The following is a 16,330-nucleotide window of genomic DNA, read 5'->3' as shown; positions in this document are numbered from 1 at the left end:
CGGGGCTAAGGCAGGCCACTTCATCTCGTTCAACTTGAAAAACAGAGCAGCCCTTCGCGTTAACTACAAAATATTTTTTGTACTTCAACAAATCATAATGATGCGATTAATCACGCAAACAAATTCAAACATCTCCCATCGGGTCCTACTGGGTTGTGCATATCCCTGGGCAGTCTGCTCCTCCTTGAGTGGGGTCGCAGCTATCACTCGGATCATCAATGCAAGTCTGGTCTTCCGGACATTTGATTGCCGCAATGCCACCACACGCTTGAGGCTCTGCTGGCTTACATTCACCCGTGTGATCAATGGAAACCCCTGCTGCAGCTGCCTCACATGCATTACCATAGGTCTTGCCGTCGCAACCACAGACTGGATTGAATTCCCTTGTGCAAATCGTGGGTTTAGTCTTGCAAACACCTTGTGCATCAGCGACTTTGCATTGACCGATTCCAAGATCGCAGTATTGCTCATCAGGACATGTCAATCCCTGGATCGTGCCACATACCATTTCTGAAGGTTCAGGGGTTTGTGGTGGCTTGCTATCTTTGCAACCTACCAGCACAGAGGAAATAGAAAAAGCAACTAACAACGCGGTAAGTGCATTCATGATATTTAACCTCCTTCTTAATAAATAGATTGCTGATTTATCAAGTTATTTGCTTGATCAGCGCTTTCAACTTAAATCCACCACCCCAGAAGTTACTCTTTCTTGAAGAAAATTAAAATAAGCAAAAACCTTAATTTGATCTCAGGATAATGCTTGAAAAAGCAAAAACAGGAAATTTTGCACATTGATGGAACCAGGCTTTGAACCCGAATATTTCATAAATTCGCGTGATGATCACGCAGGATTTTGATTAATAGGGAAGTTTTGAGAAGGAGTGGTATAGTGATTCATACACCCGACTGAGCAAAATCTTTCTTATTAATCAAAAGACAAGTGAGGGCACGTGCCAATTTATGAAATATTCGGGTGAAGTATCTATCCTGCTTTCCAAAGAAATTCGATCGACTGCCAAACAATTAAATAGTCATCGCTAAAGATTTTCTTTTACACAGACATTCTCTTTACCATCAGTAGAGCTGGTCAAGGCAGTCGTCAATAGAGACTGAATCCCCAATAGCAAAGACCCAGCACGCACGATATCAAAATGATCCGCGTCGATTTCAATCGAGCGTATCTCGGCCGGTTTGATTTGCTGTTCGAGTGCAAGCCGGTCACCTACCTCGCGGGTCGCTGCCCACCAGCACGTTGTCTGGCTTCTCAAGGGACGCAGTGCGCCCACCCGCAACGACAGCGTTTTTAAATGGCGAGCGACAAGGAAGATATGCGCCAGTTCCTCCACGCCCATATCGGCATAGCCCTGGATTGCCGTTTGCCCGTTCGTTTGGCTCTCAGCTTGCTTGATGGCTAACATCCTCTCCAGTAAATCGGCGATGGCCTGTTTCGACACCACTCCTGCAGATTGGCTGGATAACGCCGCCTTCAAGGCATCATCGGGCTCGCCCCCGGGAATCGCCACCGAAATAAAATCAAGAAAATCTTCGCGCCAGTCATCTCGCTGCAGCGGCGCCGTTCCGGGAACGTAGGGATCGATCAGGCCCAGAAACGCTACGGTTTGCCGGTTTGCTTCCAGCAAATCGGCCATCATGACAGCCAATGTTCCGCCTAATGACCAGCCCAGCAGATGATACGGTCCTTCCGGTTGAACAGAGCGAATCATGCTGCAATAGTCTTCTGCCATCTGCCTCAAGGAAATATCCTGGTGCGCAGGATCGGCCAGCATACGGCAAGGCAATCCGTAAACAGTCCGCACACCTTGCAATTGCCGCGCGAGCGGCTGGTAATCGAATACCGTACCCAGTCCGGCATGGATGCAAAATAATGGTTTTCTTTCCCCGTTCCCGCTAGGTTGGTTTAGCGCTAATAACCCGCTCGCACTTGCTATCGTTCGTTTATCCAATCCCAGGAGGCTTGCGATGGTTGGCCGCTGTATCAGATCCCGCAACTTAAAATCCAGTTTCACATCGGTCAGGTTGCGCATGCGCGCCATAACCTTCAAGCTCGATAAAGAATCACCGCCGAGTGCAAAGAAATTATCCGTCTCCCCGACTTGCTCGACACCCAGGACTTCCTGCCATATCTCTGCAATCAATCTGGCTTCAGGAGTCGAAGGTGCTTGATAACGCTCTCCTGGCAAGCAATCGGGTTCCGGCAACGCCTTGCGATCGAGCTTGCCGCTCGGTAAACGCGGCAGCGCAGTTAACGTCATAAAGTGAGCCGGCAGCATGTATTCGGGCAATCGCTTGGCAAGTGTTAGCTTCAATTGCGCTATCAGGTTCTGCGCTGATTGCCCGGTGACAGGCGCAACGGGAACGATGTAGGCCACCAGTTGGGCGCCGGTTGCTCCTTGGTGAACCGTAACCGCTGCTTCTGCGATACCGGTTACCTCGCGAATACGGGCCTCGATTTCACCCAATTCGATGCGGAAACCCCGTATCTTCACCTGATGATCGGCGCGGCCGACATATTCGATATTGCCGTCCTCCATCCACCTTACCAGATCGCCAGTGCGGTAGAGGCGACCACCATGTTCGTCGAAGGGATCGGCAACGAAGCGTTCAGCAGTCAATCCGGCGTGTCCCAGATACCCTCGCGCCAATCCATATCCGCCGATATAAAGCTCGCCCACGATACCCATTGGCACGAGCTGCATATCGACATCCAGGACATACACGACTCGTTCACCCACAGGACGCCCAATCGGAGCATAAGCACATTCGAAGCTATTGCTGGCGTCCGTTTTCCAGATCAAGGGAGTTACCACGGTTTCGGTGGGTCCGTAACCATTAATCAGCGTGCGTGGCCGTAACGTTTTTCGAACTAAATCATAGGAAGCTTTCGGCATGGCTTCGCCGCCAAATACATAAAGTTCTACGGGGGGCGGATCGTTGCGCGGCACGGCCCATTCCGCCACCTGGCCGAGATAAGCGGGCGGAAACGCGGCATTGGTAATTCCGTAATGATGCAACGCATCATAGGTCTGCTCGGCGGTCCATAATTCCTGATCGCGCACCGCGAGCCCTGCGCCTACGGTGAGCGCAGTCAGCCAGCGTTCATGCGCGCCGTCGAACGAAAACGACATAAACAGCAGCTCGCAGGAACGGGGGCTCATACCGTAAATGTGCGCCGTCGCCTGGCAGTGCATGGCGAGCGGACCATGCGTGACCGCCACGCCTTTTGGCAGCCCGGTCGACCCTGAGGTGTAAATCACATAAGCGAGATTATGCTCATGCACCGCGATTGCCGGATTCGACGTCGGCTCAGCCTCGAGCTCGATGGTATCCATAACGAGCACTGGCACAGCACTATTGAATTCGAGCTTTGCGAGCACCTTGCTTTGCGTGATCAACAGCGATAATGCGCTGTCTTTCATCATAAACGAGAGCCGGTCAGCCGGATAATCCACGTCAAGCGGCACATATGCTGCGCCAGATTTGAGAATGGCGAGCAGCGTTACAATGATATCCAGGGAACGTTCCATCGCAACGCCGATACGGATCTCCAGCCCAGCACCCAGCCGGATCAAGTGGTGTGCAAGCTGGTTTGCGCGCCTATTCAGTTCTGCATAGGCCATTTCCTGCTCGCCCATCAGCAGCGCGATGGCATCCGGTTGATGCGCGGCATTTCGCTCGATCAAATGATGAACGGGTTGATAGGCGCGAGACAAGGTATCGCTTAAATTTGCATCACCGCGCAGCAGAAACAGTTGAGCCAGCCTCTCCTTCCCTACTCCCCCCAACTCTCCCACTACCCGTTGCGGGTAAGTCATCATTTCCCGCATCAGGCATTCCATGTGACTGCGCAGTTCCAGTACAAACTCATCGGTAAAATCGTTGCATCCATAGGCATATTCGATTTCCAGCGTATCGCCGACCGTCACCTGCAAATCCATTGCATAACCGGTCAATCCCTTGCCTGCAATGTCCCCGAAACACAGACCATACAGCTCATTACTGCGCAAAGCAGCATTAATCGGATAGTTTTCGAAGACAACGATGCTGTCAAACAGCGGCTGCCCAGGAAAACCGGCCCAGCGCTGAATATCGGCGAGCGCAGTATGTTCATAATCGCGTAACCTGGCATTGGTCTCCTGCAACGAAACCAAATATTCACTCACCGTCAATTCGCTGCGGCGCGCAACAGGAATAGGAATCATATTGATAAACAACCCAAGAATCTCATCTGCTTGCGGTAAGCTGGGCGGGCGGCCGGCAACCGTGGCACCGAAAATGACAGTCTGTTTTCCGGTATAACGTTGCAACAGCAGCGCCCAGGCTGCCTGGACAAAAGTATTCAAGGTCACGTGCGCTTGCTGGACAAACGCCTGCAAGCGACGCGTTTCGTCAGAACTCAGATGCGTATAAATCTGAGCAAAGTCTGACCGTTGCTCTTTTTTCACCACCTTGCCGACTGATTCCGCTAACAGTGTCGGACCGTCAATGTGATCGAGTTCAACTTGCCAGAAATGCTGGGCGGCCTGAGCGGTTTGTTTCGCCAGCCATCGCACATAAACGCCATAATCCGGCCCTGGTTGCGCCAGGGTCTCGCTGTTATAGCAGCGTAGCCAATCACTGATCAGCATGGAATCGCCCCAGCCATCGAGCAATATGTGATGCTTAGTCCATACCAGCTGATGGCGGTTCTCGCCTATCTGGATCAAGTTCAATCGAGCTAGGGGAGGATTAAGAAAATCGAATTCACGCTTCAGCTCTTGATCGGCATAAGCAATGATGCGTTCTTCGAGACGATCCTTACCCCGCCAATCCAAATGGCTAACTGGCGCCTCGACTTGTTTGAAGACGATCTGTGAAGGACGCGCCAGACCTGCCCGCCATAAAAACCCCGTACGCAGCACCGGATGCCGGGCAACCATTGCCTGCCAGGCCTGCGTCAGCCGCGCGACATCGAGACCCTCGACTTCGACGCTGATCTGATTCACATACAGTCCGGTGCCGGGCGCTTCTAGAGTATGAAATAACATCCCTTTCTGCGTCGGTGACAGCGGATAGATATCTTCGATCTCACTGTTGCCAAATGGCAGCGTAGCGATGATTCCAGCATCAAGATAGTCTTGCAACTGGGCTTTCTTGAGTGATAACTCCTCGGTGACCGGCTCTGACATGGTTTCTACCGCCCTCGCGAGCGCAGCGATGGTTTGCCGTTCGAACAATTGCCGCGGTGTGATCTTCCAACCTGCACGGCGTGCTTTGGTCACAATCTGCAAACTGAGAATGGAATCTCCGCCCACTTCAAAGAAGTTATCGTTACGCCCTACCTGATTGATGCCCAGCACTTCCGCCCAGATCGCTGCCAACGCTTCCTCCACTTCGCCATGTGGTGCTTCATATTGGTCCGCGCTGACAAATTCCGGCTCGGGCAGCAGTTCACGGTCCACTTTGCCGTTCGCGTTCAGTGGCAAGCTCTCTAAAACGACCATCGCCGATGGCATCATGTAATCCGGCAAAGCTGTTCCTACCGACTCACGCAACACAGTGGTATCCAGCGTACTGCCTGCGTGCAGCGAGATATAGGCCACCAGCCTCGCCCCACTGGGCCCTTCCTTGGCGATTACCACCGCTTCTCTCACTTCAGGTTGTAACAGCAACTGCGCTTCAATTTCACCCAGCTCTATGCGGAAACCTCGTATCTTGACCTGATGATCCAGCCGCCCTAAATATTCTATTTGCCCATCCGAGCGCCATCTTGCCAGATCGCCTGTACGGTAAAGCCGTCCGCCCTTGTCATCAAAAGGATCTGCGATAAACCGTTCTGCAGTTAACTCCGGCCGGTTCAGATAGCCGCGTGCGAGCAGCTCTCCGCCAATGCAAAGCTCACCAGGAATTCCAGGCATAGCAAGCGCCAGATTAGCGTCAAGCAAATAAATACGGCGCGCTGGCAGCGGCTTTCCGATCGTCACTTGTACTGATCCCGGACCACTATCCGGATAATTCCCGCCGCAATCAGCGACCGTGGCGGTGACAATCGCTTCTGTCGGTCCATAGGTATTCAGCAGGGTAATCGCATTCATGCCGGCCTGCCGCCAAGCTTTGATGCCTTCAGGCGACATGGCTTCACCCCCCGCGTGCACTTGCCGCAACGCACCATAATCGCGCGGCCCCAGCTTGGCAAAATCCTGCACGAGCAAGAACCAGTAGGCTGTTGTAAGATCGGCAACTGTTATCCGTTTATCCATCAGTTCACGGTAGAATGCTTCACTGTCCCATAGCATCGGGCCGCGTAAAACAATGGCCGCGCCTGCGCATAACGGAGGGAAAAGCTGCTCGACGAAGCCATCGAAGTTAATGGTGGAAAATTGCAGCATCCGGTCTGTGCTGCGTAGTTTAAAGAAATCAATGGCAATATAAGCATGCTCAACCAGCGCGTGGTGCGCAACCCCCACCCCTTTGGGTTTCCCGGTAGAACCGGAAGTGTAGATGATGTAGGCCAGATGCTCGCCGTGCAGGCTTACATCAGGATTGTTCTCCGGCCAGCCAACCCAATCCTGCGCATCCAATTCCAGAACATAGCATCCCTCAACGTGCGGAATCCGCGCCCGCAGCGGGCTTTGTGTCAGCAGCAATTCAATCGCACTGTCCGCCACCATGTGATTTAGCCGCTCCCGTGGATAGTCCGGGTCGAGCGGCACATAGGCTGCACCTGCCTTGAGCGTCGCCAGCAAGCCAATCACCATATCGATCGAGCGCTCCACCGCAATCCCGACCCGGCTCTCTGGTTTGATTCCCAGCGCAATCAGCCGGTGCGCCAAGCGGTTTGCCTGCCGGTTCAATTCCGCGTAACTGAGCTCCGTTTCGCCAAAAATGAGTGCCGTCGCATCAGGATGCGCAACCACTTGCCGTTCAATCAAGCGATGCACCGGTTCAGCATTCGCGTAGCGCCGCTCATTGATACCCCATGCTTTAAGCTGATGCCATTCTGCTGCGTTTAATAGCGCGATATCGCCCAGGCATTTGACTCCATCCCGGGTGATCTCGCGCAGCAATTGTTCAATGTGCACTGCGATACGATGGACCGTTGCTTCTGAGAAATACTTGCAGGCATAGCCATATTGCAAGGTAAGTCCATTATTCTCTACCACCGATACGGTCATCGGATAATTGGTCGCTTCCCGGCCTTTGATGCCAGAGATGACGAGCCCGCCCGGCGTATGCTGTTGCAACGCTTCATCGATGGGATAGTTTTCAAACACTAAAATACTATCGAACAGCCCCTGCCGGCTTTGCCCCGCCCAACGCTGGATTTCATACAATGGCGTGTATTCATGCTCGCGAGAAGCCAAATTCTGCATTTGTAAATCACGCAGCCATGCGCCGATGGCAAGTTCAGGCTTAAGTGCAATGCTCACTGGCAAAGTATTAATGAAAAGCCCGAGCATCTGATCCGATCCCGGCAAATCTTCCGGCCGGCCCGCGACAGTCACCCCAAAGGTAACTGTCTGCTGACCCGTATAATGGCCAAGCAGCAAAGCCCACGTAGCTTGTATTAAGGTATTGATCGTAATGTGTTCATGTTTGCAGAAATGGGCCAAATCATTGGTCAAGGTCCGATGGAGTGGATGAATAGATTCTCCATAGCCTTCATTTGTTGCGGGCGCTGCAACCACATCGGCTAACCGGGTAGATTCAGTGATATGGCGTAGCCGCTCCTGCCAATACATTTCCGATGTTTTCTGATCGCGATCACTTAACCATGCAATGAAATCCCGGTAGCGAGTACGCGGTGATGGCCATATCGCACCACCATACTGCCGCAGTACTTCACCCAGCAATTGCGAAGTGCTCCAGCCATCCAGCAGCAGATGATGGATCGTCATAATGACGTGATATCGATCATCGGTGAGGCGCACCACGGCAATCCTGAGCAGCGGAGGTTCTTTCAGATTGATACCTGCCGTGTGCTCGGATAGCGCGAGCGTATCAAGATCCTGCTTCCGATGGGTTAAAGGATAAGCATCCTGATTACGCCAGTCGTACACGATGAAGGGTAATTCAGCCGTTCTGGCTACCCATTGCAAAGGCACTTTTCCTTCCTGCACGAAACCGGTGCGCAATATCTCATGACGATCGATCGCAGCCTGCCAGGCAGCCTTGAACCGCTCGACCGACAGATGCTCGATATCAGCGCTCAGTTGAGTGAGATACATGCCGCCATCCCTATCAAACACGCTATGGAACAGCATGCCAGTCTGCATCGGTGAAAGCGGGTAAAGATCCTCCAGTTGTCCAACGGGAATCGGCAAACTATCCAGTTCATCCTGAGTGATCTGAAGCAACGGAAAATCAGTAGGCGTCACCCCGCGAACACCCTTCCCGCAATGACCAATAACCGCTTTGAGTTCAGTCAGCAGCGTAGCGATAAATGTCTCGATCGTTTCTTTGGCATAGCGAGCTTCACTGTAGCTGACTTCCAGACAGAGCTCCCCCTTGTAGATGTGGCTGTTGATTGAGAGATCATGCTGCTGCACAACGCCCTGATCCATCAAATCACCTATTGGTTCATCGGCCAGTATCCAGGGGGTTTGTTCTTCGAAGCTGGTATCAAATTGCCCCAGATAATTGAATACCACTTGCGCTTTGGGAAGACCGTCGATCACCTCCCGTTGCGCCGCAGTGCCATAGTATTTAAATAAGCCGTAACCCAATCCTTTATTGGGTATCTGCCGCAGATTCTCTTTAATACGCTTGATTCTTTGTGGTAAATCACCCGATGGATCGAGGATGACTGGAAACAGCGCAGTAAACCACCCGATCGTTCGCGACAAATCGATATCCGAATAAAGATCTTCCCGTCCATGACCTTCCAGGTCTACCCGTATCTTCTGATGTCCGCTCCATTGACATAAGGCGCTACCCAATGCAGTAAGCAGCAAATCGTTGACTTGCGTGCGGTAAGCGGCGGGAGCGTCTTTGAGCAACGCCTGAGTCTGCGCCTGATCAAGCCTCGCCGTAATGCGGGTACGATTAAACACACTGTTGGAGCCTTCTGGAAAATCACAGGGAAGGGAAACAGGCACATTCATCTGGTTTTGCCAATAGGCAAACTCAGCTGCATGGCTATCAGGATACTGTTGCAGTCGGTGAGTCCAGGCAGGGTAGCCGGTGATCACTTCGGGCAATCTGATGGCTTCATGGTTCTTCGCCTGGTGATAAGCGGTTTCAAGATCCTCAATCAAAATACGCCAGGAAACGCCATCAATCACCAAATGATGCACAACCAGCAGCAAACGCTGGGATTGATCCGCCATCTCGACAAGCATGGCGCGTATCAGCGATCCTTGCTGCAAATTCAAACTACGCTGCGCTTCATTGCATAGTGTCAATAACTGCTCAGCATCTGCCGCCTGCCGAACCCACAACACATCCTGCATGCTCGATTTAATGGCAATTTGCTGCCATTGATCGTTCGTTTGCTTGCTATAACAGAAATGTAACGCGCTATGATGTTGCGCAACAACCTGCAGTGCCTGATCCAGCCATGCCGCATGTAAAGGTTGGCGGCTTTTCAGCAGTACTGCCTGATTCCAGTGATGCTGCATAGGAATTGCTTGGTTAAAAAAATCAAGCTGGATCGGCAGCATGGGAATAGGCGCTGTGATATCCGGCAAGCCATTTTGTTCATGAATAGTTTTAGCAGCTTCCTCCAGCGGCCTGGCAACACTTGCCAGCGCAGCAATGGTTTGCCGTTCGAACAATTGTCGCGGCGTAATCTTCCAGCCTGCACGGCGTGCTTTGGTCACAATCTGCAAACTAAGAATGGAGTCTCCTCCTAATTCGAAGAAATTATCATGGCGGCCGACTTGGCTGATTGCCAGTACCTCTCTCCAGATTACTGTCAGCGCTTCTTCCACCTCACCCTGCGGCGCCTCATATGGGCACTCGCTGATAAACTCCGGTTCAGGCAGCAGTTTGCGATCGACTTTACCGTTTGCATTCAGCGGCAGACGCTCCAGCATGACGATCGCCGAAGGCACCATATAATCCGGCAAAGCTTTCCCTATCGACTCGCGCAATACGGCAGTATCTACCGTGCTGCCCGCATGCAGCGAGACATAAGCCACCAGCCTGGCGCCACTGGGCGCTTCCTTGGCGGCCACCACGGCTTCTCTCACTTCAGGGTGTGACAACAGCTGCGCTTCAATTTCCCCAAGCTCTATGCGGAAACCCCGTATCTTGACTTGATGATCCAATCGTCCCAGGTAGTCAATCTGCCCATCGGCGCGCCATCTCGCCAGATCGCCAGTCCGGTACAGCCGTCCGCCCTTGTCATCAAAGGGATCCGCGATAAACCGCTCGGCGGTCAAACCAGGTTTGTTTAGATAGCCGCGAGCTAATCCCACTCCCCCTAGATAAAGCTCCCCAGCAACTCCCAGTGGAACCAGATTAAGTTCTGAATCAAGAACATAAGCAACGCGATCTCCGACAGGATAACCGATGGGCATATAAGCTGACTCGAATCGAGTACCCGGATAGGCTTTCGAAATTAAAGGTGTGATGACCGTCTCGGTAGGACCATAGCCGTTAATGATGCGCGGAGGTTGCAATGTTTCCTGAATAAAATCAAAGCTGGCCCGGCTCATTGCTTCGCCACCGACTGTGTAGGAACGAATCGGTAAACTCCGGCCTGCACTGCCCGTCAATTCAGCCAGTTGCTGCAGATAACCCGGTGTGAAACAGGCGATGGTGATGCGATGTTGGATAATCTCGGAGACGGTACGGTCAACAGACCAGAAATCGTTGTCCCGCGGCATTAATGCCGCGCCAAAGGCCAGCGGCACCAGCCAGCGTTCATGCGCCCCGTCGAAATTGATCGAGGCAAACTGCAGTTCCCGGTCTGCAGGCGTCATACCGTAAAGCTTACCGATTGCTTGGACATGCATTGACAACGGTTCATGAGTGACCGCTACCCCCTTGGGTTTTCCGGTGGAACCGGAAGTATAGATGAGGTAAGCGAGATGCTCGCCATGCAGACTCACCTGCGGATTGTTCTGCGGCCAATCTGTCAGATCGGGTGTGTCCAGTTCCACAACCTGGCACCCTTCGGCATGCGGGATCCGCTCTCTGACCGCGCTTTGTGTCAACAGCAACGCAATGGCGCTGTCCCTCACCATGTAATGCAGACGCTCCCGCGGATACGCCGGGTCGAGCGGCACATACGCCCCGCCCGCCTTGAGGATCGCCAGCAGACCGACGATCATCTCGATCGAGCGTTCCGCTGCAATCCCCACTCGGGTTTCCGGTGTAACCCCCAATGCAATCAACCGGTGCGCCAGCCGGTTGGCCCGGCGGTTTAATTCGGCATAGCTGAGTTCCGTATCGCCAAAGATCAGTGCAATCGCTTCCGGTCGCTCGGCTACCTGCCGCTCAATCAGGCGGTGCACCGGCTCGGTATCGGCATAGCGCCGTTGGTTCACCCCCCATGCCTTAAGCTGCGCCAGCTCCACTTCACTCAGCAGAGTAATGTCGCCCAGCCTGCATTCCGGATGCCCGGCCAGTTGTTCAAGGAGGTGCAGATAATGCGCTCCAAGGCGCTGGATGGTGGCCGGCTCAAATAACTCGACGGCATAAGTGAAGCGGGCGCTAAACTGCCCATTTGGCTTTTCTACGGTATCCAGCGTCAATTCAAACTGGGCTGTCTGGCCGCTCAGTTCATATTCCTCTACCTTAAGCCCTGGCAATTGCTCCAAGGCGCGACGATCCAGGCGCAGGTGATTGAACATGACCTGAAACAGCGGCTGTTGCGTTAAACTGCGCTCCGGCTGCAAAGCTTCCACCAGTTGCTCAAACGGCAGATCCTGGTACATCTGGGCAGCCAGCGCGGCTTCACGGGTCTGCTCGAGAATGAGGCTGAGCGGAGTGCGTCCGTCGATGCGGTTACGCAATACCTGGGTATTCACGAAGAAACCTACCATAGGTTCGATTTCCACCCGGTGGCGATTGGCGATCGGCACGCCGATACGGATATCGTTCTGGCCGGTGTAGCGTTGCAGCAACGCCTGGAAACCCGCCAGCAATGCCATGAAAAGGGTCGCCCCCTGGCGCTGCGCCTGCTGCTGCAGGCGGGCAATCAGTAGCGCCGGTAACGCAAAGTCATGCCGCGCGGCCCGATAATGGGCGCTGGCCAGGCGCGGGTGATCGGTGGGCAGTTGCAGCACCGGCTGATTCTCCCCGAGCTGCTTGCGCCAGTAACTCAGCTGGCGCTCTTTTTCGCCCGCTTCCAGCCAGTTGCGCTGCCACATGGCATAATCCGCGTACTGAATCGTGAGCGCCGGCAGTGAAGGTTCCCGGCCCTGCAGCCGCGCCCGGTACTGGGTCGCGAATTCTTCAATGAGTATGTGGTTCGACCAGGCATCCGAGATGATGTGGTGCATCACTACCACCAACAGGTGCTCTTCCGGTGTGATGCGGATCAGCGCCAGCCTCAGCAGCGGGTCACGGGTGAGATCGAACGCAGCCGCATTGATCCGCTTGGCGGCTTCCTGCGCGTGCCTCGCGCGCTGCTCCGCTGGCCAATCGCACAGATCGATCAGGGGGATTTCCAGCTTGCGTTCTGCTTCTACCAGCTGCTCTGGCAATCCTTGCGCATTCGCCCGGAATACCGTGCGCAACGCTTCATGCCTGGCGACCAACGCCTGAAAACTCGCCTGCAATACCTCAATATCCAGCTTCCCCACCAGACGCAAGACGCCACTCAAATGGTACGCAGTACTCAGCGGCTCCAGTTGCCATAAAAACCATTGACGCTGCTGCGCGTAGGAAAGTACGCTTCGGTTCTGCGGTGGCTGTTGAATAATCGGGAGAAGAGAGAAGTCGATCCCTCGTTGTTTCAATCCACTGAGGAATGCTTTTTGTTTCTCACGTGAGAGCGCAGAAAATCGCTCGGCAATATCCTGTTTATTCAATTCTACTCAATTCCCTAATAAATCCAGTAATTCCGACATTTCGTGTAATGCGGTATTTTCTTTGGATCGCAACGAATATTTATCCTGGATAACAGACGCCATATCCCTCAATACAGGATTCTCAAAATATAAATGCAGCGGCAACGAAACAGACAGGCGCTGCTGCAATTTCTGCTGAACCTGCAGCACTGCCAGGGAGTGCCCTCCTGACATAAAGAAGTGGTCATTGCGTCCGACTTGGCTGATGCCCAGCACTTCCACCCAGACTGCCGCCAACGTCTCTTCCACTTCGCCTTGCGGTGCTTCATAAGCATCCGCGCCGGCAAATTCCGGCTCAGGCAACAGCTTACGATCGACTTTACCGTTTGCATTCAGCGGCAGACGCTCCAGCATGACGATCGCCGAAGGCACCATATAATCCGGCAAAGCTTTCCCTATCGATTCGCGCAATACGGCAGTATCTACCGTGCGGCCCGCATGCAGCGAGACATAAGCCACCAGCCTGGCGCCACTGGGCGCTTCCTTGGCGGCCACCACGGCTTCTCTCACTTCAGGGTATGACAACAGCTGCGCTTCAATTTCCCCAAGCTCTATGCGGAAACCCCGTATCTTGACCTGATGATCGAGCCGCCCCAAGTAGTCAATCTGCCCATCGGCGCGCCACCTCGCTAGATCGCCAGTCCGGTACAGCCGTCCGCCCTCGTCAGCAAAAGGATCCGCGATAAACCGCTCGGCGGTTAAACCAGGTTTGTTTAGATAACCGCGCGCAAGCCCCATGCCACCAAGATACAATTCTCCCACCACACCATACGGCACCGGCTTCATTTCCGCATCGAGGATATAAAGCTGGGTCGCAGCAATAGGGTTACCAAGCGAGATGGCTCGCTGATCGATCCTGCCGATAACCGACCAAATAGTCGTTTCTGTGGGACCATACATATTCCACAACTCGACATTCAATGCGCGCAACTGATCAACCAAGTCTATGGGCAACGCTTCCCCGCCGCATAGACATTTAAGAGGAGGTTGATTCTCTTCTTCTGGTAAAGCCTGCCATCCACTTGCCAGCAACACCCGCCATCCAGCTGGAGTAGACTGGAGAATACTTACCTGGTAGGTCTGGAGTAATTGCGCGAGTATCGATCCATCATGACTTGCTGCCTGTGGCGCCAATACCAGCCGCGCGCCGGCACTCAGAGGCAGATAAATCTCCAGGCCAGCAATATCGAATGAAAGCGCAGTGACGGATACCAAGGTATCCTTGGCTGTCATACCCGGCAACTCAAGCATACTCATTACGCAGTGACTCAGTGCATGATGGCGCACCATCACCCCCTTGGGTTTTCCGGTGGAACCGGAAGTATAGATGAGGTAAGCGAGATGCTCGCCATGCAGACTCACCTGCGGATTGTTCTGCGGCCAATCTGTCAGATCGGGTGTGTCCAGTTCCACAACCTGGCACCCTTCGGCATGCGGGATCCGCTCTCTGATCGCGCTTTGCGTCAACAGCAACTCAATGGCGCTGTCCCTCACCATGTAATGCAGACGCTCCCGCGGGTACGCCGGGTCGAGCGGCACATACGCCCCGCCCGCCTTGAGGATCGCCAACAGACCGACGATCATCTCGATCGAGCGTTCCACTGCAATCCCCACTCGGGTTTCCGGTGTGACCCCCAATGCAATCAACCGGTGCGCCAGCCGGTTGGCCCGGCGGTTTAATTCGGCATAGCTGAGTTCCGTATCGCCAAAGATCAGTGCAATCGCTTCCGGTCGCTCGGCTACCTGCCGCTCAATCAGGCGGTGCACCGGCCCGGTATCGGCATAGCGTCGTTGGTTCACCCCCCATGCCTTAAGCTGCGCCAGCTCCACTTCACTCAGCAGAGCAATGTCGCCCAGCCTGCATTCCGGATGCCCGGCCAGTTGTTCAAGGAGGTGCAGATAATGCGCTCCAAGGCGCTGGATGGTGGCCGGCTCAAATAACTCGACGGCATAAGTGAAGCGGGCGCTAAACTGCCCATTTGGCTTTTCTACGGTATCCAGCGTCAATTCAAACTGGGCTGTCTGGCCGCTCAGTTCATATTCCTCTACCTTAAGCCCTGGCAATTGCTCCAAGGCGCGACGATCCAGGCGCAGGTGATTGAACATGACCTGAAACAGCGGCTGTTGCGTTAAACTGCGCTCCGGCTGCAAAGCTTCCACCAGTTGCTCAAACGGCAGATCCTGGTACATCTGGGCAGCCAGCGCGGCTTCACGGGTCTGCTCGAGAATGAGGCTGAGCGGAGTGCGTCCGTCGATGCGGTTACGCAATACCTGGGTATTCACGAAGAAACCTACCATAGGTTCGATTTCCACCCGGTGGCGATTGGCGATCGGCACGCCGATACGGATATCGTTCTGGCCGGTGTAGCGTTGCAGCAACGCCTGGAAACCCGCCAGCAATGCCATGAAAAGGGTCGCCCCCTGGCGCTGCGCCTGCTGCTGCAGGCGGGCAATCAGTAGCGCCGGTAACGCAAAGTCATGCCGCGCGGCCCGATAATGGGCGCTGGCCAGGCGCGGGTGATCGGTGGGCAGTTGCAGCACCGGCTGATTCTCCCCGAGCTGCTTGCGCCAGTAACTCAGCTGGCGCTCTTTTTCGCCCGCTTCCAGCCAGTTGCGCTGCCACATGGCATAATCCGCGTACTGAATCGTGAGCGCCGGCAGTGAAGGTTCCCGGCCCTGCAGCCGCGCCCGGTACTGGGTCGCGAATTCTTCAATGAGTATGTGGTTCGACCAGGCATCCGAGATGATGTGGTGCATCACTACCACCAACAGGTGCTCTTCCGGTGTGATGCGGATCAGCGCCAGCCTCAGCAGCGGGTCACGGGTGAGATCGAACGCGGCCGCATTGATCCGCTTGGCGGCTTCCTGCGCGTGCCTCGCGCGCTGCTCCGCTGGCCAATCGCACAGATCGATCAGGGGGATTTCCAGCTTGCGTTCTGCTTCTACCAGCTGCTCTGGCAATCCTTGCGCATTCGCCCGGAATACCGTGCGCAACGCTTCATGCCTGGCGACCAACGACTGAAAACTCGCCTGCAATACCTCAATATCCAGCTTCCCCACCAGACGCAAGGCGCCACTCAAATGGTACGCAGTACTCAGCGGCTCCAGTTGCCATAAAAACCATTGACGCTGCTGCGCGTAGGACAATAATGCGGGTTCCCGGGAATCTCGGGGTGAAATAACCGCTTCAGGTCGTACCAGATTACTCGCAGCAGCTGAGAGTCGCCGAGTAAGCTTACTGCGTTGCTCAGGCGTCAGGCGCGCCCGTCTTTTTGCAAGGTCGTCACTATTGGACATAAAAATACCCTGAA

Annotated in this window: 3 protein-coding genes; all 3 read right to left on the bottom strand. The window is 54.2% G+C overall.

The features are described from left to right. Window positions 1-145 precede the first annotated feature (145 nt). The 3 genes from BLW34_RS03150 to BLW34_RS03140 all read right to left on the bottom strand — a co-directional run bounded on the left by BLW34_RS03150 (window position 146) and on the right by BLW34_RS03140 (window position 16,316). Window positions 146-607 (bottom strand): Kazal-type serine protease inhibitor family protein, encoded by a 462-nt coding sequence (locus tag BLW34_RS03150; RefSeq protein ID WP_090575497.1) that lies wholly within the window; start codon window positions 605-607, stop codon window positions 146-148. 430 nt (window positions 608-1,037) lie between these two features. Continuing rightward, entirely contained in the window at window positions 1,038-12,980 is an 11,943-nt protein-coding gene (locus BLW34_RS03145) for an amino acid adenylation domain-containing protein (RefSeq protein WP_090575494.1), read from the bottom strand. A gap of 6 nt (window positions 12,981-12,986) precedes the next feature. Next, entirely contained in the window at window positions 12,987-16,316 is a 3,330-nt protein-coding gene (locus BLW34_RS03140; RefSeq protein WP_090575491.1) for a non-ribosomal peptide synthetase, read from the bottom strand. Window positions 16,317-16,330 lie beyond the last annotated feature (14 nt).

It is taken from the genome of Nitrosomonas sp. Nm58, assembly GCF_900107335.1.
GTDB lineage: Bacteria > Pseudomonadota > Gammaproteobacteria > Burkholderiales > Nitrosomonadaceae > Nitrosomonas.
Note: the sequence above shows the minus strand (reverse complement) of the source record. Positions and strands in the feature narration are given on the sequence as shown.

What these genes read in the sequence shown, in the direction of transcription:
- BLW34_RS03140 (WP_090575491.1), bottom strand. Translation starts at nt 16,316, where the DNA reads ATGTCCAATAGTGACGACCTTGCAAAAAGACGGGCGCGCCTGACGCCT.
- BLW34_RS03150 (WP_090575497.1), bottom strand. Translation starts at nt 607, where the DNA reads ATGAATGCACTTACCGCGTTGTTAGTTGCTTTTTCTATTTCCTCTGTG.